The 19,409-nt window shown below is 42.0% G+C and carries 15 protein-coding genes; 7 read left to right on the top strand and 8 right to left on the bottom strand.

All coding sequences use genetic code 11. The features are described 5' to 3' along the window. Nucleotides 1-48 precede the first annotated feature (48 nt). Nucleotides 49-441 carry a VF530 family protein gene (locus tag AAEY99_RS10495; RefSeq protein ID WP_101088114.1) on the top strand — a complete coding sequence of 131 codons (393 nt, stop codon included), beginning with the start codon at nucleotides 49-51 and terminating at the stop codon, nucleotides 439-441. Nucleotides 442-477: 36 nt separating this feature from the next. Here the strand turns inward: AAEY99_RS10495 and AAEY99_RS10490 are convergent, their stop codons facing one another. From AAEY99_RS10490 to AAEY99_RS10480, 3 genes are read right to left on the bottom strand one after another with little or no spacing between them, the layout of a single operon-like run. After that, nucleotides 478-1,410: a hypothetical protein gene (locus tag AAEY99_RS10490; RefSeq protein WP_351010426.1), complete on the bottom strand. Its 933-nt coding sequence runs from the start codon at nucleotides 1,408-1,410 to the stop codon at nucleotides 478-480. A gap of 21 nt (nucleotides 1,411-1,431) precedes the next feature. Next, nucleotides 1,432-2,040 carry a GTP cyclohydrolase II gene (ribA, locus tag AAEY99_RS10485; protein WP_101088110.1) on the bottom strand — a complete coding sequence of 203 codons (609 nt, stop codon included), beginning with the start codon at nucleotides 2,038-2,040 and terminating at the stop codon, nucleotides 1,432-1,434. A 37-nt stretch (nucleotides 2,041-2,077) separates the two neighbouring features. Next, nucleotides 2,078-2,434 (bottom strand): YibL family ribosome-associated protein, encoded by a 357-nt coding sequence (locus AAEY99_RS10480; protein WP_059746680.1) that lies wholly within the window; start codon nucleotides 2,432-2,434, stop codon nucleotides 2,078-2,080. Nucleotides 2,435-2,883: 449 nt separating this feature from the next. Between AAEY99_RS10480 and AAEY99_RS10475 the strand changes: the two genes are divergently transcribed. Both AAEY99_RS10475 and AAEY99_RS10470 read left to right on the top strand, forming a co-directional pair. Next, nucleotides 2,884-5,361 carry a TonB-dependent receptor gene (locus tag AAEY99_RS10475; RefSeq protein WP_350979277.1) on the top strand — a complete coding sequence of 826 codons (2,478 nt, stop codon included), beginning with the start codon at nucleotides 2,884-2,886 and terminating at the stop codon, nucleotides 5,359-5,361. A gap of 193 nt (nucleotides 5,362-5,554) precedes the next feature. Beyond that, nucleotides 5,555-6,793, top strand: a complete 1,239-nt coding sequence (locus AAEY99_RS10470; protein ID WP_182744312.1) for an NADH:flavin oxidoreductase/NADH oxidase family protein — start codon at nucleotides 5,555-5,557, stop codon at nucleotides 6,791-6,793. A gap of 120 nt (nucleotides 6,794-6,913) precedes the next feature. Here the strand turns inward: AAEY99_RS10470 and nrdG are convergent, their stop codons facing one another. The 3 genes from nrdG to rssA form a co-directional block, all read right to left on the bottom strand. After that, nucleotides 6,914-7,381: an anaerobic ribonucleoside-triphosphate reductase-activating protein gene (gene nrdG, locus AAEY99_RS10465; protein WP_351010424.1), complete on the bottom strand. Its 468-nt coding sequence runs from the start codon at nucleotides 7,379-7,381 to the stop codon at nucleotides 6,914-6,916. Further along, a complete protein-coding gene (nrdD, locus tag AAEY99_RS10460; RefSeq protein WP_101088102.1) occupies nucleotides 7,381-9,498 on the bottom strand; it encodes an anaerobic ribonucleoside-triphosphate reductase in 2,118 nt (705 codons plus the stop codon). Before nrdD ends, nrdG begins: the two co-directional genes overlap by 1 nt. A gap of 684 nt (nucleotides 9,499-10,182) precedes the next feature. Next, nucleotides 10,183-11,127, bottom strand: coding sequence for a patatin-like phospholipase RssA (gene rssA / locus AAEY99_RS10455; RefSeq protein ID WP_101088100.1), 945 nt, complete (start codon nucleotides 11,125-11,127; stop codon nucleotides 10,183-10,185). A 183-nt stretch (nucleotides 11,128-11,310) separates the two neighbouring features. Between rssA and AAEY99_RS10450 the strand changes: the two genes are divergently transcribed. The 3 genes from AAEY99_RS10450 (at nucleotide 11,311) to AAEY99_RS10440 (ending at nucleotide 13,986) form a co-directional block, all read left to right on the top strand. Then, nucleotides 11,311-12,666 carry a DEAD/DEAH box helicase gene (locus AAEY99_RS10450; protein WP_101088098.1) on the top strand — a complete coding sequence of 452 codons (1,356 nt, stop codon included), beginning with the start codon at nucleotides 11,311-11,313 and terminating at the stop codon, nucleotides 12,664-12,666. A 153-nt stretch (nucleotides 12,667-12,819) separates the two neighbouring features. Further along, on the top strand, nucleotides 12,820-13,257 hold the full coding sequence (locus AAEY99_RS10445) for a DUF3010 family protein (protein ID WP_101088096.1): 438 nt from the start codon (nucleotides 12,820-12,822) through the stop codon (nucleotides 13,255-13,257). A 126-nt stretch (nucleotides 13,258-13,383) separates the two neighbouring features. After that, nucleotides 13,384-13,986, top strand: a complete 603-nt coding sequence (locus tag AAEY99_RS10440) for a M48 metallopeptidase family protein (protein WP_101088226.1) — start codon at nucleotides 13,384-13,386, stop codon at nucleotides 13,984-13,986. 264 nt (nucleotides 13,987-14,250) lie between these two features. Here the strand turns inward: AAEY99_RS10440 and AAEY99_RS10435 are convergent, their stop codons facing one another. After that, on the bottom strand, nucleotides 14,251-14,835 hold the full coding sequence (locus tag AAEY99_RS10435; RefSeq protein WP_101088094.1) for a beta-class carbonic anhydrase: 585 nt from the start codon (nucleotides 14,833-14,835) through the stop codon (nucleotides 14,251-14,253). Between the two features lie 1,719 nt (nucleotides 14,836-16,554). Here AAEY99_RS10435 and AAEY99_RS10430 point away from each other — a divergent pair. Continuing rightward, nucleotides 16,555-17,826, top strand: coding sequence for an MFS transporter (locus AAEY99_RS10430; RefSeq protein WP_182744310.1), 1,272 nt, complete (start codon nucleotides 16,555-16,557; stop codon nucleotides 17,824-17,826). Nucleotides 17,827-17,954: 128 nt separating this feature from the next. Here AAEY99_RS10430 and AAEY99_RS10425 read toward each other — a convergent pair whose 3' ends face one another. Next, entirely contained in the window at nucleotides 17,955-19,241 is a 1,287-nt protein-coding gene (locus AAEY99_RS10425) for a peptidoglycan DD-metalloendopeptidase family protein (RefSeq protein ID WP_101088090.1), read from the bottom strand. Between the last annotated feature and the right edge of the window lie 168 nt (nucleotides 19,242-19,409).

Here is a 19,409-nt window from a genome sequence, read left to right as displayed (position 1 = left end):
CGACAATGTGGGTATAATATTGTCAAACTTAATTAGCTCGCACGGCCCATGACACAAGCAAACAACCCGCTTCACGGCATTAAACTAGAAACTATCGTGACTTCACTCGTTGAAAAGTACGGCTGGGAAGAGCTCGCATCTAGGATAAACATTCAGTGTTTCAAAGATAACCCGAGTGTAAAATCAACCTTGAAGTTTTTACGTAAAACGCCTTGGGCTCGTGACAAAGTTGAATACTTATATCGTAAAGCAAACAAGCTGCCATTACCGCCGCCTAAAGAAGATAGCCGTGGATCATTTTCCGCTAAATCTCGGCCAGCCAAAGCCAAAGTGAATGCAGCTAAACCTGCAGCAAATAAAGTCGTTTCTGCTAAAGCTAGCTCAGAGACTGCATCGACAGAACCTGTGAATGCCAATATTTGGGGAACTAGCTCAAATTAATGTATTCACCTATTCACCTATTCACATTGGTAGGGCTTATAGCGGAAATTCAAAAATTAAGCGCCACACTTTAAGCCCACCACCGACTTGATAACTTAATCCAAAATGTTCAATTTCGACACTGTCTAAGCCTATCGCACTCAAGTTGATAGGTTTAGAGAATGCTAGCGTTGCGCCTATTTCATAGGTGTATGAGGTTAGAACATCTTTCCCAACTGGGGTAACAAATTTTAGTTTATCGAAATACCAGTGTCCGGCAATAAACAATCTCGGTTCAACCCGGACATCTTGCCACTGCCAATCATAATTAACCCCAAAATCTACACCTGTTTTAAAAACCGAATAGCCTTCTGTGCTGTCGTTTTGATTACTTTGGTAACCTGCATAATAAATCCGATTTACCCAAATAGGGGTAAACAAAGGCGCATCAAGTTTATAGAGTGCAGAAACGCCAGTGGAAAAAATACCCACATGACTGTAAGCTGAAAAATTATGTCCATAGCCTAAATCAACATAGCTCTCAAGCGTTAACTTGTCGTCCACCAGCCAGTGATATTCAAGCCCAGGGGTTAGAGTAATTGTGCCGACATTGTTAGGAATGCTGCCTTGAGGTAGGTCATTAAAGGAGTAATCAAAAAAACCAAATGATGCAGTAAAGCGTAACTTCAATAAATAGTCATCTGTTGAGTCAAGCACAAATCCCATAGGAATATTGGCGACAGCAGCGCTTTGGCCAGAAGTTCGATACACACCGCTGCCTAGGTAATTGGCAAATGCATAATGAGACGCGTCAGGTTCAGTGATCAGCTCTGGTGATGTAGTCGGCGTTAATTCAGCAGCATGACTCATACTGCTACAAACAATAAGCAATATCATCAAAGATAAGCGGAAGGTTACATCTATAAAACGCAGGTAATCAAACAATGATGATTCAATAAGCGGTAAGTTCTGCCTTTGTTTCATCATCATTTAGACTATTATTGTTGCAGACTATTCATCGTGGAAATGGTATTCCGACATCATATGGCCCAACTCTGTTGATTTGGTCTTTAAGTATGATTCGTTATAGCGATTCTTTCCCACTTGTAACGGAATACGTTCTGCGACTTCGATACCCATATTTTGCATCGCCATCACTTTACGCGGGTTATTGGTCATCAACTTTACTTTAGTCACGCCAATTTGCGTTAACATCGGCAAAACCATGTCGTATTTACGCATATCAGCTTCAAAGCCTAAACGCTCATTCGCTTCAACCGTATTGGCACCAGCATCTTGCAGCTCGTAAGCTCTTATTTTATTAAGCAACCCAATACCACGGCCTTCCTGGCGCAAGTACAGAAGAAACCCCTGCCCTTGTTCAGCAATACTCTGCATTGCTGCTTGTAATTGAAAACCACAATCACAACGTAAACTAAATAATGCATCACCGGTCAAACATTCAGAATGAATACGACCTAACATGGGCTCTGTGGGATCCAGTTGACCAAATGTCAAAGCAACGTGTTCTTTACCTGTCGCGGTTTCTTCAAAACCGTGCATAGCAAAAACACCCCAAGGAGTGGGTAACTTAGATGTTGCGATATACTTTACCGACATGAATTAACCTTACGACAACTAACTGTAAAAGAAAATATTAGAACTTAGCAGGCGCAAAACCCGTCACATCTTTTATGCCCATTTCACGGCCTAATGCCGTTAAAGGATGCACAACGACTAAACCTTTAACCGACTTGTTTAACTTACCCATATCGGCTTGTTCGGCTTTAGTCAGCACGCGCTTAAATCCTAACGCTTTCAGCGCCACACCTTCTTTGCTGAACTCGCGAGTTTGCTGGCCTTTAATGCTGGCGATTCGCTTAGTCACTGTCGCCACTTCTTTCTTAAACTGCAGGACAATCGTGGCATCGCCACGTGCTTCAGCCGCAGCTAACTTGCGACGAAACTTGTCTAATTTATCATTCAATGTCTGCAGTTCTAGCTTTAAATTCATTTGATTACCTTAAGTGCTTTGGCGTGTTAGTGAATCGTTTACGCTTATACGTTTATCACAACACCGTTTCGGAGGCAGATTATATACCCAAAACCACCTAAGATGCGAATAGCAAACGCTTCATATATGAATGTACAGGCAAAGTTTTTCACCCTGTACAAACAATCTGGATATTATCGCATTACAATTAATCATCAGCGTGAGATGCGGTGCACTTATTGGATAACAAATACTAATGTGTGCTTAAGCCACTTAATACCTAAGCTTTACCATGATTTATGCCCTTTATTGGCAAGTTAACCATGCTCATTCCTCACTCAAATTGTGCAATTGATCAGCAATCAAATCACCAAAACCCATTCTTTGCCACATTTATCACAACACACCATTGCAATACTTATGATAATCATTATCATTCGCAACATTGTTAATAAAGAGCCTAACCCGTTATGACGCCATTACGTTTATCGCTACTCGCCCTTGCTTGTCAAAGTGTACTGTTTCCCGTTTATGCTCACGCACAAACGCCTACTTCCCAATCTGAGGTTACAACACAACCTGCAGATGATACGACCAATGCATCATCCTCTACCAATTATGAACGAATAACAGTTTATGGCAGACAAAACCAAGTAGTGATGAACTCCGGCTTAGCAACCAAATCTGATATGTCGCTGATGGAAACGCCTGCCGCGGTGGTGATTGTTGATGAAGCATTAATTGATGCCCAAGGCATCACCAACATGCAAGATTTGGTTCGTAACATCAGCGGCGTAACTCAAGCGGGTAATAATTATGGTATTGGCGACAATTTGGTCGTGCGCGGATTAGGTGCCAACTACACTTACGATGGTATGTATGGCGGTGCTGGATTAGGTAACACCTTTAATCCAACTCGTTCACTAACCAACGTGAGTTCCGTTGAAGTACTCAAGGGCCCTGCTACTGGTCTGTATGGTATGGGCAGCGCGGGTGGCGTGATTAACCTTATTGAGAAAAAACCTCAATTTGACAGTAAACAGTTGTTTGAAGCTGAAGTGGGTCAATGGGATAGTTATTCTCTCATGGCTGATTCTACGGGCGGAATAACTGACGATTTAGCCTATCGCCTCGTGGCAAAAACGGCTCGTAGTACAGGTTATCGAGATCTTGGTACCGACCGCGATGAAATATATGGCTCGCTTAAATATGTATTAAATGAAAACCAAAATATCATGCTATCAACAGCATATATTAGCGATGCGATCCCCGTTGATTCAATCGGCCATCCTATCCGCATTTATAACGCAGCTTCAGTCGAGGGGAAAACCGCTGGTGAAGTCAGCTGGCAAGACTTAGTCAACGACCCTACCAGTAATGGTTTACAACTCACAGACGATCAGCGCCAACAATTAACCGACTCGTTAAGCGCAAATGATGGCCTAACACCGTATGAGTTTGGTCATAACGGTCTTATCTCACCAATGGCGAAAGACAATGAAGGCGAAGAGTTGCGCTTTAAACTAAGCCATAATGTGTACTTAACCGATGACTTATTTTTAAACCAACAACTGCAATACCGTAACTACGAAACCAGTTTTGCTCGTCAAACAGGGGCTTACAACTATGTTTACTGGCAACGTAGTGGCGTCATTAACGCCGACCCACGCGCACCTTTGGTTGAAGATGGCACTCTATACCCTTATGCGGCACGCCGTCAGGAATACCGCAAAGTCTCGGCAGAAGAAAAGTCATGGCAGTATTTTGCCGACTTACGTTATGACTTCGACATTGGCAATATCAGTAACGAATTATTAGTTAATGCTAACTTTGAAGATCGCGATATTCGCTTTAAACAGTATTCAATTTACGACGCAGATTACACCTTGAAAGATGCCGATGGTAATTTGTCATATCAAGGTTCGCTACCGTATATTTATGATATCCGTAACCCCAATTGGGGCGAAGGTGAATTTGAAGACTACGATCCATTATTAACCAGTAACTACAATAAGTCTGTCACAGCTTGGGGCTTGGGCTTACAACATGTGGGTTATTTAGGTGGCGGATTTACTAGCCGTATTGGTGTCGCATTCAATGAAATTAAACAAAGTTATGAACACTTGGGTGTCGATGCTCGTTACAGTAGTAGCTTAGCAGACCCTCAACCAGAAGCGGATACCACAGATAACGGTGTAACTTACAATTTAGGCCTAACTTATATGCCTACTGACGATATCTCTATTTTCGTTAATCATTCTAAAGGCCGTACAGCATACAGTGTGTTAGGCGATGTAAAAGGCAATGAAGCAGACCGTGAAGATTCTCAATCTATCAGTAATGATTTAGGTATTCGTGCCAAAGCATTTGATGATCAATTGCTTGCATCTTTGGTCTTTTTCAAAACATCACGTACTAATGTGGCTTATAGCAATCCAGAATACGAAAGCAGCGAAGCAACACCTGATATCTTCCCGTATTTTTACGACGGCAGCGAAGATACTAAAGGGGTGGAGCTAGATCTGAATGCATATTTAAGTGACCAATGGAAAGTCAACGTTAACGCGGTTTACCAAGATGCTAGAGACAATCAAAATCCAAATAGCAGTGATTATGGCCAACGCCAAAAAGGTGTACCTTACGTCACAGCGGGCGCTTGGGTAACTTATGCCGCAGAATTTGCCTTACCAGCACCGGTATCAATCAGTCTTGGGGCTAAATATGTCGATGAACGCAGCACACACTCTAGCTCATTTGGTATTCCAGATGGTTATGTGCCAAGTTATACGGTAATCGATTCAGCGATTAGTTATGACGTTGAACGTTATAAAATTCAATTGAACATTAATAACTTATTTAATGAAACATATTACGATAAAGCCATGTTCTTAGGCGGATTACCCGGCGAAGAGCGTAATGCGAAGTTAACCCTAACTTATCGTATTTAAAAACATATCAATCTGGATTTTGTTTGCTCGAAATCTAGATCTCAATTTAGCGTTAAATTGAGTAACGAGATGATGAAAGCACTGCCTGTGGCAGTGCTTTTTTATCCCTTTCTAATAAGGACAATTGACTATCTAGGCTACTTGTAGGATAAACAACACATTAATTCAGCGGCTTACCTTAGGATATTATTTCATGGCTAATACCATTTTCACACCATACACCTTGAGCAATGGTGCCATCATCCCCAATCGATTGGTTAAAGCCGCAATGGAAGAAAACCTTGCTAACACCTTACAACAACCTGATGACGCATTGTTCAACTTGTATGAAACATGGGCAAAAGGCGGCGTAGGATTAATGATCACCGGTAACGTGATGATTGATCCCTTAGCCATGACCGGCCCTGGCGGAGTGGTATTAGATCCCAACAGCGCACTTGAGCCGTTCATCCAATGGGCCAAAATAGCGAAGCAAAATAACGCCAGAATATGGATGCAAATCAATCATCCAGGTCGTCAGGTGTTTAAAGCGATGGGCGGTAAAAATTTAGCCCCTTCTGCCATCGCACTCGATTTAGGCAAACACTCATCCATGTTCTCTCAACCAAAAGCGATGACAACGTCAGACATTGAAGAGGTTATCCATCGATTTGTTACCACGGCACAATTGGCTCAACGAGCTGGGTTTGATGGAGTACAAATTCATGCTGCACACGGATACTTGCTGGCTCAATTTTTATCGCCGTTAACCAATCAACGTAATGATCAATGGGGCGGAAAGCTTGAAAATCGTGCCAAGTTATTACTCGAAGTGGTTAAGCAAGTAAGACTTAAATGTGGTGCCGATTTCGATGTAGCAGTAAAACTCAACTCTGCCGATTTCCAACGCGGTGGCTTTGATGTCGACGACGCCGAAAAGGTCATTAATATGTTGGCACAGTATCACGTTGAAATGGTGGAATTATCAGGTGGCAGCTACGAGGCACCAGCCATGCAAGGTCGCAGTGCTGATGAGCGAACGTTAGCTCGAGAGGCTTATTTTTTAAGTTTAACAGCGCAATTGGTCCAGCGTAGCCCTATTCCATTAATGTTAACCGGAGGTATTCATCGCCTACCTGTGGCTCAACAAGTTATTGATGCTGGTTTTGCATTGTGTGGTATCGCTAGCGCCCTCGCCTTCTATCCTGACTTAGCCAATAGATGGCAAATTCAGCCAGAGTTTGTCCCGTCAATTCCAACTGTCAATTGGCAGAGTAAACCTTTGGCTGGACTGGCGACGATGGCCGTCATTAAACGCCAACTTCGTCGTGTAAGCCAAGGTAAGTCGCCACACACTAATGATTCACCATTGTGGAGTTTATTAATCGATCAATATAAAACCAAACAGCGCACTAAACGTTATCGCCATATTGTGGGTCTTTCTAATCATTAACGGGTTAACGATTAGCGGATTAAACATTTATTTGCTAACGATTAGCGCGCTGACAGTTAACGTGCTGACAGTTAAAGTGCTGACATTAAGCGACTCGTCTTAACGCCTTCATATAAAACGCTAGCGCATAAAACGATGGATCTGTTGATTGCTACTGCCGCGCCATAATAGCGTGGGATCGGCTTTATCTTGCTCATACTTACCGTCAATCAACACATCCACAAAGTTCACCACAGCTTGTTGCTGCGGTGTAAGTTCAGCCAGTTGATAACCGGTCCACAGCCAAATATCTTTATCGGGACATTCCAGCTTTACCCGCGTAACCAATTTTAGTACGCCTTCAAAATTGGCGGGATGTAGCGGATCGCCACCACTTAACGACAAGCCTCGACGGTAAATACGAGTATCGGTTAAATCATCAATAATCTGATCTTCTAGTGTTTGGCTAAAAACATGGCCAGCATCTACACGCCAAGTACTTTGGTTATAGCAACCTTTACAACCATGCTCGCAACCGCTGACAAATAACGTACAGCGGGTGCCTTCGCCGTTGATCACATCAACGCTATGATATGCACTGTAATGCATTATAAATGCTTCACTCTACGCTTAACTTCTTCTTGCTTACCGAAGTTAAATGGTCGTGCATCTGGGCTACCTAAATAACCACACACGCGACGGGTAACAGACACTCGGCTTGGCTCATGATTACCACACTTAGGGCACACAAAGCCCTTACTAGTACAATTAAATTCACCAATAAAACCGCAATCGTAACACTCATCAATGGGAGTATTGGTGCCGTAATATGGCACTCGGCTATAACTGTAATCCCAAACGTTTTCGAGCGCTTCAATATTGTGCTGCATGTTGGGATATTCGCCGTAACAAATAAACCCACCATTAGCGATCGCTGGATAAGGTTGTTCAAAATCAATCTTATCAAAAGGATTTACTTTCTTTTCGACATCTAAGTGAAAACTATTGGTGTAATAGCCTTTGTCGGTCACACCTGCCACTACGCCAAACTGGGTAGTATCAAGCTGACAAAAACGGCTGCATAAATTTTCACTTGGGGTACTGTATAAACTAAAGCCATAACCTGTTTGTTGTTTCCAAGACTCAGTGGCTTGCTTTAAATGACTAATAATGGCGACAGCTTTATCACGTAATTGTGTGTTATCAAACACATGTTCAGCATTGCTATATAAAGCATTAATGGTTTCGTGAAGACCAATAAACCCTAACGAAATTGATGCCCGGCCATTTTTAAAGATTTCGCTCACATCATCATCCGCATTTAGGCGCACACCACAGGCGCCTTCCATATAAAGGATTGGTGCCACTCGTGCTTTGACTCCGGCTAAACGGGCAATACGCGTTTCTAAGGCTTTGCGGGCAATTAACAAACGCTCATCGAGTATTTGATAAAAACGCTGTTCATCTTTACCTGCTTCCAACGCTATACGCGGTAAATTAAGACTGACAACACCTAGATTATTGCGGCCTTCATGGACCAATTGACCATTTTCTTCATAGGCGCCCAAAAATGAGCGACATCCCATTGGGGTTTTAAACGAACCGGTGACTTTCACGACTTGATCATAATTGAGAATATCTGGGTACATGCGCATACTTGAACACGTTAAGGCCATCTTTTTGATATCGTAATTAACATCAGTCGCTTTATGATTCACGCCATCTTTAATGGCAAACACCAATTTTGGAAAGACTGCTGTTTTACGATTTTTACCTAAACCCGCCATACGTACAGTTAACATCGATTGCTGAATTAAACGCGACTCCCACGACACGCCTAAACCAAAACCAAATGTGACAAATGGCGTTTGGCCATTAGCGGTATGCAAGGTATTCACTTCATATTCAAGTGACTGGAATGCGTCATGACACTCTTTTTCGGTTTGCGTCATGGCATAACCTTCTACGTCAGCCACTTGCCATTTTTTAGCGACGCTAAGGTGCTTTTGGTAACTGATTTGCACAAACTCAGCTAACACTTCGTCGATACGGTTAATCGTGGTACCACCATAAATATGGCTCGCGACCTGGGCAATAATTTGCGCCGTAACAGCAGTGGCAGTTGAGATAGACTTAGGCGGTTCTATTTCAGCATTACCCATTTTAAAACCATGCGTTAACATGCCGGCTAAATCAATTAGCATGCAGTTAAACATCGGGAAAAAAGGCGCATAATCTAAGTCGTGATAGTGAATTTCGCCTTTTTCATGGGCGGCTACCACATCTTTTGGCAGTAAATGGGTTTTGGCATAATGCTTGGCCACAATGCCCGCTAATAAGTCTCGCTGGGTCGGGATGACTTTGGCATCTTTATTGGCATTTTCGTTTAAAATCGCACTATCCGATTGCTCAACTAAACCGCGAATAGCACAATTTAATTTACTCTGGGTTTCACGGTGTTTATCTCTATCGTGACGGTACTCAATGTAATGACGCGCCACCGACTTAAACGGGCCCGACATTAATAAATTTTCAACTGCATCTTGTAGTTCGTGAATATCAACTTCGGTCTTCACAGCCATTTGCTGCTCTACCGTCTGCGCTAACTGCTGTGCATATTGATGGTCGGCTATACCTGCAGACTCCATTGCTGCCACAACAGCCTCTTTGATTCGACATCCATCAAACGCAGTTCGGCATCCATCCCTTTTCACTACTACAAGCATACAACCATCCTTTACAAGCACTATATATAGCGCTTTAATACACGCACAACACAAGATAGAGTGTATTAGACACATTTACGCGGAGTAATACCTTGATCCAGATCATAATTGTCGGCAGTACTTAATATTGAAAAAACACTTGCTATCAACGATAGATATTGTAGGAATAGCAACTAATTTTGACAGGCTAATACAAGGGGATAAAATCGACATAATTTAGCGATTTGGGATGCTTTGCTGAATCGATAATCTGATGTGCAAACGCCATAAGGGTTGTATTTGACAACTTAAAATGGTGCTGAATGACGGTATTAAGTCATTGATCGAACCTTAAATGGCTAGATCAACAACATAAATAACGTACCCACTGTATCTAATGACTCGGTAGTTATCGTTAGATAATTGCGGGTAGACCATTGCGGATAGATCATTGCGGGCAAGTCACTACTAGATAACTACTAGATAACTACTAGATAATGACTAAATAACCATGAGTTAACTATGAGATAACCATGAGAGAGTGAATAATCTTATCAACTACATCAGACTGCGCAGGTTAGACAATGCCCTAGTTGAATAACAAACGCGGATTTAATGACAAATACCGATAAAATAGCAAACATTCACTTAGCGGCGGTTAACGGGTGTATTTATCATAAACACACCACTATATCCGATACTGCTTCAACATTTCTTTAAGGTCGCTTCGATTAAATGTTTAATATCACTTACAGCCTGCTCACCTGCTTTAATCGCTTCTTTAGCGCGATGAAACTCCATGGTGCCAATATCACCCACATCAGGTACGATGCAAATATCAGGTGGCTCGCCCATTAGGCGTGAACGTTTATGGCGTTGTTCTAGAATATCCATCGATTGTGACATCACCGCCAGCATACCCGGATGGGATTTTGAACTTCCTAAAGAGAATTTATCGGTTAAGCCATTCATATAATCTTTGCCTTTACCCCATAGGTCCATAAAGCCAGATTCAAGCTCGCGCTTTTCATCAATAGGTTCAGACTTAGTGGCTTTGCGGCTTTTTACTTGCTCTGGGATTAAGTGCATTTGGCCACGACGATGGCCATTTAAATCCACCGCAATAACCACATCAACGCCCATAGAGCGAGCTAATGATACCGGCACAGGATTCACTACCGCACCGTCCACAACCCAGCGATGCCCTTGCTGTACTGGGGGTAAAAAGCCCGGCATTGAACATGAAGCCCTAACCGCATGGCGTAAGTCACCTTCTTTAAACCAAATCTCTTGCCCAGAATATAAATCTGTCGCGACTGCAGCAAAGGGACGATTCAGCTGTTCAATGTTAAGGTCGCCAATACGATTAGCCAATACATCAAATACTTTTTCACCACTGATAAGTCCGCCTTTGCGCCAGCCTAAATCCATTAACCCGAGTACATCCCAACTTGAAAATCCACTCACCCAGGTTTCAAGTTCACCCAAATGATTATTGGCATAGGCAGCACCCACTAATGCACCTACCGAACAACCTGCCACTTTGTCAGGATAAATATCTAACTTGGCTAAACCATTCAATACCCCAATATGTGCCCAACCTTTAGCGGCTCCACTGCCTAGCGCTAATCCCACGGTGAGCTTTGTCATCTTTCTTTCCTTCCATGCTCGGTATTCAATTTTACGATACGCCCGCCTGAATCGTCCAATAGCGACGTAGAACTCAGGCCATAATATAAAGCTAAAAAATAGCATAACTAAAGCGACTCTTGTTGGCTATAGCAAGGTGAAACAGCTATAATCGTCGGCTATCATTTTTTAGGGGATTTACCTTTGCAATTTACCGATTTTTCGTTGGACAAGCGCCTGCTTGACAGTCTAAAGCACCTTGGCATTTCTACGCCTACCGATGTTCAAGCGCAAGCACTTCCCATTGCCTTATCAGGTAAAGATTTAATGGCATCGTCTAAAACCGGCTCAGGTAAAACCTTAGCGTTTTTATTGCCCGCAATGCAACGCGTGATATCCACTAGAGCATTGTCGAAAAAAGATCCTCGGGTACTTATCTTGTTACCGACTCGTGAATTAGCCCAGCAAGTTTATGGCCAATTACGTTTATTAGTCGCCAATACCCAATATAAAGCCATTAGCGTACTCGGCGGTGAGAACTTTAACGACCAAGCCAAAGCATTGGCCAGAGATCCACATTTCATTGTTGCCACACCGGGACGTATTGCGGATCACTTACAACAGCGCCACTTATATTTAAATGGCTTAGAATTACTGGTTCTTGACGAAGCTGACCGTATGCTCGATTTAGGTTTTGCGCCACAGCTAAAAGCCATTAATGATGCAGCTGATCATAAGCGTCGCCAAACGTTAATGTTTTCAGCTACGTTAGATCATGAAAGCATCGGTGACATTGCAACAACATTGCTCAAAACACCAAGCCATGTCTCTATCGGTGAGTCTTACACTGAACATAAAGATATTGAGCAAAGAATTATTTTGGTTGACCATTTAGACCATAAACAAGCCTTGCTACAGCATATCTTAAGCCAAGAGCAACACAAGCAAGTGATTGTATTTACCGCTACGCGTTCAGATACCGACCGTTTAGCCACGCTATTGGCTGCGCAAGGTTTTGCCACCTCAGCACTCAGTGGTGATTTAAAGCAATCGGCTCGTAACCAAATTATGGATCAATTTGCTCGTGGCCAATCAAAAATATTAGTGACAACCGATGTGGCATCACGCGGCCTTGATTTAATCAACGTATCATTAGTGATTAACTTTGATATGCCAAAGTTTGCAGAAGAGTACGTCCACCGTATTGGTCGTACTGGCCGTGCAGGCGCTAAAGGTGATGCGGTTTCATTTGTAGGTCCTAAAGATTGGGACAGTTTTAAAAAAGTACAATTGTTTTTACGTAAAAATTTCGACCTCACGGTGATTGAAGGCTTAAAGGCCAAATTTAGCGGTCTAAAAGATAAGCCTCAGGCAGGCAAAGCTGGTACCAGTGCAAAAGCAGCTGTGATCAGCAATAGAGTTAGCGCACCTAAAAAACCTAAAGCGGCACCAAAGAGTGATAAACGCTTTATCACTGGCGTCGATGTCGGTGATGCGCCAGTTCGCCGTAAAGTTAAGCCTATTGTCATTATCGAAGACGACGGCACAGCAGAAGACTAAATAGCCCATAAATCGCAGGTGATCTGCAAGTAGATGACCAACAAACTGCGATGACAGAATAATGAATGTAGGGCAGTACACTGCCCTGCAACAAATGAACGATAACGAGCATGCCAACGGCACACTCGTATGAATAAACCAGTAAGGATTAACATGAAAATTTGTGGTGTGGAATTAAAAGGCGGCGAAGCCATTATCTGTTTACTGACCTATGAAGGCGAAACCTATAACGTGCCAGCATGTCGTAAAGTTTCATTCAGTATTTCACAATCAGCTAGCACGGACTCAATTCGTGAGTTTGATTTTGCGTTTAAAAAACTAATGAGCGACTACAAAGTCGATGAAATAGCTATTATTGAACGTGAACAAAAAGGCAAGTTTGCCGGCAGTGCCACCAGCTTCAAACTTGAAGCGGTACTTCAATTAATGGACCTTCCAGTTTCGCTTATTTCTCCATTGATTATTAAAGAGCAATTAAAGCGTAACCCGCCACAAGTTGACTTTGAATCATTGGATCTAAAACGCGTGCAGCTTAATGCATTTGATGTTGCTTATGTTCAGCATAACCGACTCATCTTCGGTAAAGTGTAACCCACCGCTTTCACCGTTCTATATTGGCGTTATCGATACCGACTCAGATAACGGTAACGCCAAAAAATCAGTTGAACTACAACCATGTCAGATACTAAAACTAAAAAACCTAAAGCCCCACCTAAAATGCCAGTCAAGTCGGCAAGCCAATCATTAAAGCCAAAAACAGATCTCAGCCTGTTAGTCACCAGTGCCGACATTAAAAAGCAGCAAAGTGAACAAAGTGCATTGCGTTATTTGAATGGTTATCGTCCTGACGTGGTCGAGAAAATTCGCCAACTCGTTGACGCTAACGCCTTAGCTGCCCACTTTTTAACACGCTACCCAAAAATACACGACGTTCGCACAGACAAAGCCTTATACGATATGGCGCTGACATTAAAAAATACCTATATGCGTCAGTCAGATCCATTAGCCAAAGTCATTTTTGACGAAAAAATCAGCTTAAGCCACCATGCCCTGGGTTTGCATTCTTATGTTAATCGCCGCCAAGGTAATAAAGTGAAAGCCAAAAATGAAATTAGAATTGCAGCACACTTAAAACACGTTCCGTTTGAGCTATTACAAATGGTAGTGGTGCACGAATTGGCCCATCTGCGGGAAAAGGAACACAACAAAGCTTTTTATCAACTATGCAGCTTTATGTTAGCGGATTACCACCAATTAGAATTTGATATGCGAGTATGGTTAGTAGCTGAAGAAGTCGGACAATCGCCCTACGCGAAGTAATCGATAAGCTATTGGCTCAATATTTTGTTTTAAAAAGACCCAGATACTGAGGGCTTGCAAACAGACCCCTCCATACTGAACAGAACAAATTAATCCATAAGTTAAGCACCGACATATTCAAGTTTGATTGTGTTGTAACTCATTTATGGACAAAGGTTAGTTTAAGATCTGGCCTGCAGCCACTAACGTCGCAAATAACCGGATATCAAAAGCCGCATGGCGCGAAGCGGCGCAGTTCTTGACAGTCCGAGTTAATTTGCCTTGTTAGATTTTTGCCTTGCCGGCTTCTGTTGCCTCTGGAACTTCTACAAGGCTTCCAGATTTACAGTCATAAATATAGCCATAAATTGGAATATCACCTGGAACCATTGAGTTACTTCTGATTCGCTGAACATCCTCCAAAACACTTTTTTCTTGATCACTGATAGTTAACCAATTGATGTATTTACCATCGGTTGTACCACCACCAGCATTGCTATCGTGCCAACCCGAGGCATCAACGCTTGCGGTTTTGAGACTACCAGACAACAAACCACCCATAATTTCATTGTTGAATGTTTCCATCCCACAATCCGTATGGTGAATTACAAACCATTCTTTCGTTCCAAGTAACTTATATGAAATTACCAAGGAACGGATGGCATCATCACTTGCTCGGCCACCCGCATTACGAATCACATGGGCATCACCTTCAGCAAGACCTGCATATTTTGCAGGATCTAAACGAGCATCCATGCATGTAAGTATTGCAAACTGCCTTCCCGGAGGCATTGGTAGATTACCTTTATCTCCAAAGTCAGCCACGTAATTAGCATTTGCAGATGTTACTTCCTCTACTATTTTACTCATCATCATTCTCCTTTGTTTTGCCGCCAATTTTTCTCTATTGCTAGTTTCCACGACAGATTATGAAAACCTAACATTTTAGTCTTTATGCGTTGTGTTATTTGCGACGCATTAATCGCTTGTTGGACTTAGCCGATGCCTAGTCAAAGCTAATTGACATACTTAATGCTATTTTTGATGCGGGCTCTGGGCTACAGAGCCGTTTTTTGGTCAATTGATATCGAGTAGTGGGTAAGTTTTCATTGAAATCACTTTTCATAGTATTTTTCTATCATACATCTTTAAGCTTGGCTGATTCAATGAGGGTTATAAACTCAATTGAAACCGAAAATTTTTATGATTACATAACGAGAAACAAAACGGCTAATTTACAAAAGGCAAATTATAACTGTGCTTATACACAGCATTAGAGGTCTGTGCCTTCTATGGTATTTGTTGAAAAAAATAGCATGAAGCTCACATGGTTGTGAGCTTAGTTTTCGCGGTACAGGTCGTTATTTGGCATCCATGCCACCACGACATTAGTGAATCTATTCACATCAGATTCCAATCGAAAGCGTTAGCATTTTCACTCTTTACAACAAAATGGGCCGAAGCCGTATTCAAATGAGGTTCAACGCTGAATTAATCCCTATGGCGACCTTTTCGCTCTGTTGTTTAAGTAAATAAGGAAAATATTGCGGGGCAGCGGGGCCAATTATTTTGTAAACTATAAGAGGGAACTACCGTTGGTTTACTCTTGGTCTGGTGTGGTCGAAGCGCCACGTTCGTAGTGGCCGCAGGCCAGAAAATTAACCATGCTCCCTATTTCTATAATGAATTAACATAACTACTTTTAGCTTTAATTACGATAGCTTTAATTACGATAGCTTTCAAGATGATACAACTGTATAAATTGAACAGGAATTACTGACAAACAGAGCGTTAGATAGAAAGTTCTGTCCAATTCAGTAGATTCAAAGCAGTGCTAGTGGTTTGATCCGCCTTGTGGCTTCATCACGGCCAATACTAGCCCTTTTATCACGAGTCCCTTATCACCAACCTAATGCCGCCATTTTATTATTCGCTATGCTTTTATTAGTAACATGCTCAAACATTAATAACCGAGTCACAATTTTCGCACCTAAGTCCAAGGCAAGATATATAAAAACTGTAACCACTGTAACAACTGGTATATGCTGCAAACCACTGTTAAATCAATTCCTTATTCGATTTATTCTAAGAGAGTTTCATCATAATGACTCTTTTCAAATAAGCAGTTTGTTACAAAGGTTATGACTGGTAAACATTTCAATTTATATCATCTTTATTGAAAGCATTTATCACAATATTTAGAGTAAATATTGTTCGATTTCAGTGCAATGCTGCTCAGCATTGTACCGCTGTAAAACTAATCTAAACTGCAAAACCAAAAGCCATACTCTCAACGTGCTGATTTATAAAATAAAAAAATAATAACCACACTTGGCATAAATCTTCCTTTCATATTGTGTGTCAGTGAAATGTGTAAAACGCAGGTTACATCAGCGTTAACCAACGTCGTTTCTTGCAACAACATCGCCCAGTTCTGTCCCAAATAGTACGATAAGCAGCGTCACACGCGGTATTAATAAACTAAAACACGCTTTAATACCTGGGCAAATTCGGAGTTCATTACAATCAATCTTGGTTATTAGCTGTGTGAATTGGTGACGTATCACACACAAAACCTATTGGAGTGACATGTTAAACGCGTTAATCCCACTTTCAGCATTACTCATATCTAATGCATTCTTAATTCTTGGCCATGGTTTATTACTGACTCTGCTCCCCATTGCGGCGAGTGAATCTGGTTTTAGCGATACTCAAGTCGCTTTAACCGGATCGGGTTACTTTTTAGGATTTGTTTCCGGCTGTTTAGCCACACCCTATATGCTAAAACGAGTTGGGCATATTCGTAGCTTTGCTGTATTGGCAACATGTTACTCGGTGGTCATCTTACTATTTCCTTTATTACCCGTGTTTTATAGTTGGATGTTATTAAGGTTTTTAATCGGGGTGATGATTTCTGGTTTATATATGATCATTGAAAGCTGGCTAAACGGCACGTCAACAGCGAATAATAGAGGAACAATACTGTCTATTTATACCACGCTAAATTTAATCATGGTGATGTGTGGCCAACAACTGTTCAATTTAGGCAGCGAGCACGAATCGATGCTATTCGGTCTAGCCGCTATATTTATCTCTATCGCAATCATTCCGGTGTCACTGACACGTTCATCAGCACCTGCGGTGGTAAAACACGTTAAGTTGAATATGGCCAAGGTATGGCGGCACTCTCACGTTGCATTGATTGGAGCCGTGGTTGCCGGTTTTGTCACAGGTGCATTTTGGGCATTAGCGCCTATTTACGCTAAAGATAATGGTTTTGACAGTATTCAACTCGGTGCATTTTTATCTGCTACCGTCCTTGGCGGAGCTTGTTTTCAAGTACCACTAGGTAAGTTATCCGATAGGTTTGATAGGCGCAGTGTTTTGATGTTTACTGCCTTAGGTGGCTCCTTGGTGTCATTACTCTTCGTCACTCTGCCTTACGTAGTCACTACTTTTGGCGGTTGGCCAGCAGCAATATCAGCCTTTTTTTGGGGAGGGACATGTATGACGCTATACGCAATATGCTTAGCCCATGCTAATGACAACGCCACCGCTGAAGATTTTGTTGAAATAAGCAGTGCCATGCTTATCACTCTTGGGTTATCGTCGGCTATTGGTGCGCCGATGGCTTCACTTGCGATGGGATTATTTGGCGCCAAGGGTTTATATGCCTTTACCAGTTCATGTTTGGCGATTTTCTTCGTGATAGTATTATTAAGACGCCGCAGCCATATTGCCCCCTCAACACTTGCAACAAAAGAAAGTTTTCGTGCCGTCACCGATATGGCAAGCCCAACAGCATATGAAATGGACCCCAGAACTGAGATAGATCCACAAGCGGAAGCACTGCAACGATAAGTAACAACAAGGGACAACCGTTACCGCTAGTATTGAGCACTCTATTAAGTACTGTGATTTAACAACAAAAAATGCAGCCAATATAGGCTGCATTTTTATCGATCAGAGTTCGCTTACACGCGTTGTGATTAGCCTAAATCCATCATCATGCTACGGCTATGCACCAAAGCTTGAAACGCTTGTAGTTGCTTTTTAGGTAATACAGTAGCTTCTGCAATATTGGCTTTCATTGCGTCGATAGGACGACCATTTACAATAAACTCATAATGTAAGTGAGGACCTGTTGAAGCACCAGTATTACCCGACAATCCAATCGGTTGACCACGAGTGACACGTTGGCCTCTTTTAACTAAAAACTTCGATAAATGCAGGTAGCGTGTGCTGACCTTATTGTCGTGTTGAATCACAATATAGTTGCCTGCATAAGGATGTTTAGTCACCATAGTAACTATGCCATCTCCCGGTGCTACGACTTGCGTACCTATTGGGGTAGCAAAATCAGTGCCGTTATGTGGACGAATACGACCAGTAATTGGGTGTTTACGATTAGGGTTAAAGCGCGAACTTAAACGAACTTTTCGGTTAAGCGGAATACGTTGAAAAGCAGGCGTTAAACTTTGACCTTCAATGTCGTAATAATTGCCATCGACATTTTGAAACGCGGTAATGTCGCGACGGCCGGTATTAATACGAATGCCTTCAATCGATGTTGTGCCTGTTGGTTCACCTTCAACAAATTGGTCGTTAACTAAAACCGAAAAAGTATCACCTGCGCGCAACTCACGAGAAAAGTTTAATTTCGTTTTTAACAGAGTTTCAACTTTTTGAATTTCAGCGGCACTTAAACCAGCGTTTTTAGCCGATACATAAAAAGAGCCGTTAATTTCTCCGCCAACGATGCGATTTTGCCAAATGCCATCGATGTTAATGTCATTAACACCGTAAGTTCCGTCTTTAAAACGGGAGAATACTACTTGGTGAGCAGGGCTAAAGTACAGTTCAAGCTTATCAAGCTCACCATTAGCGTTGTCCCAAAATTGGATTCGGTTACCCGGCAGAAGTGTATCTAGTGCTAAGACTTCTAAATCAGCCTCAAGTACTTTATACATGGTTCGTTGGTCGATACCGGCTAATTCAAATAAATGACTTAAGGTATCACCACTTTCAATCACGCGATTTAAAATCGGTGAAATAGGCTTTACCAGCTTCAAAGCGCTATCTTGTTGAGCTATGTGTGGCAATAACGAATCGATATCGATTGCCACTGGAATACGTTGTGATGAAAACTCTTGTTGTGTTGGCCATAATAAAGCCGCCCCGACAACAAATACACTCGCTAGCAAGACTTTCTTGTGCAAGTTTGGCAAGTTCAATTGACTTACCGCTGGCCTTTGGAAGCCCATAATTTTACTCATTAGCAATGTCTAATCCACCCTAAAAGATGACGCTTTATATTTTTTATTTTTCTTTTACTGCAAATTGTTATTGCGATATTGGGCATAAATTCAGTTAACGCTATGCCTTCATGTCGTTTTTTATGGTGAATATGACCCAATATTTGATACTACGGCATCCGGTATAAA

This window comes from Shewanella sp. S1-58-MNA-CIBAN-0166 (assembly GCF_040310085.1).
GTDB lineage: Bacteria > Pseudomonadota > Gammaproteobacteria > Enterobacterales > Shewanellaceae > Shewanella.
Note: the sequence above shows the minus strand (reverse complement) of the source record. Positions and strands in the feature narration are given on the sequence as shown.

Bases quoted from the DNA above. Each gene is read 5' to 3' on its own strand.
- nrdD (WP_101088102.1), bottom strand. From the start codon at position 9,498: ATGCTTGTAGTAGTGAAAAGGGATGGATGCCGAACTGCGTTTGATGGA.
- AAEY99_RS10445 (WP_101088096.1), top strand. From the start codon at position 12,820: ATGAAAATTTGTGGTGTGGAATTAAAAGGCGGCGAAGCCATTATCTGT.
- AAEY99_RS10425 (WP_101088090.1), bottom strand. From the start codon at position 19,241: ATGAGTAAAATTATGGGCTTCCAAAGGCCAGCGGTAAGTCAATTGAAC.
- AAEY99_RS10435 (WP_101088094.1), bottom strand. From the start codon at position 14,835: ATGAGTAAAATAGTAGAGGAAGTAACATCTGCAAATGCTAATTACGTG.
- AAEY99_RS10440 (WP_101088226.1), top strand. From the start codon at position 13,384: ATGCCAGTCAAGTCGGCAAGCCAATCATTAAAGCCAAAAACAGATCTC.
- rssA (WP_101088100.1), bottom strand. From the start codon at position 11,127: ATGACAAAGCTCACCGTGGGATTAGCGCTAGGCAGTGGAGCCGCTAAA.
- AAEY99_RS10490 (WP_351010426.1), bottom strand. From the start codon at position 1,410: ATGATGATGAAACAAAGGCAGAACTTACCGCTTATTGAATCATCATTG.
- AAEY99_RS10475 (WP_350979277.1), top strand. From the start codon at position 2,884: ATGACGCCATTACGTTTATCGCTACTCGCCCTTGCTTGTCAAAGTGTA.
- AAEY99_RS10480 (WP_059746680.1), bottom strand. From the start codon at position 2,434: ATGAATTTAAAGCTAGAACTGCAGACATTGAATGATAAATTAGACAAG.
- AAEY99_RS10495 (WP_101088114.1), top strand. From the start codon at position 49: ATGACACAAGCAAACAACCCGCTTCACGGCATTAAACTAGAAACTATC.
- AAEY99_RS10430 (WP_182744310.1), top strand. From the start codon at position 16,555: ATGTTAAACGCGTTAATCCCACTTTCAGCATTACTCATATCTAATGCA.
- ribA (WP_101088110.1), bottom strand. From the start codon at position 2,040: ATGTCGGTAAAGTATATCGCAACATCTAAGTTACCCACTCCTTGGGGT.
- nrdG (WP_351010424.1), bottom strand. From the start codon at position 7,381: ATGCATTACAGTGCATATCATAGCGTTGATGTGATCAACGGCGAAGGC.
- AAEY99_RS10470 (WP_182744312.1), top strand. From the start codon at position 5,555: ATGGCTAATACCATTTTCACACCATACACCTTGAGCAATGGTGCCATC.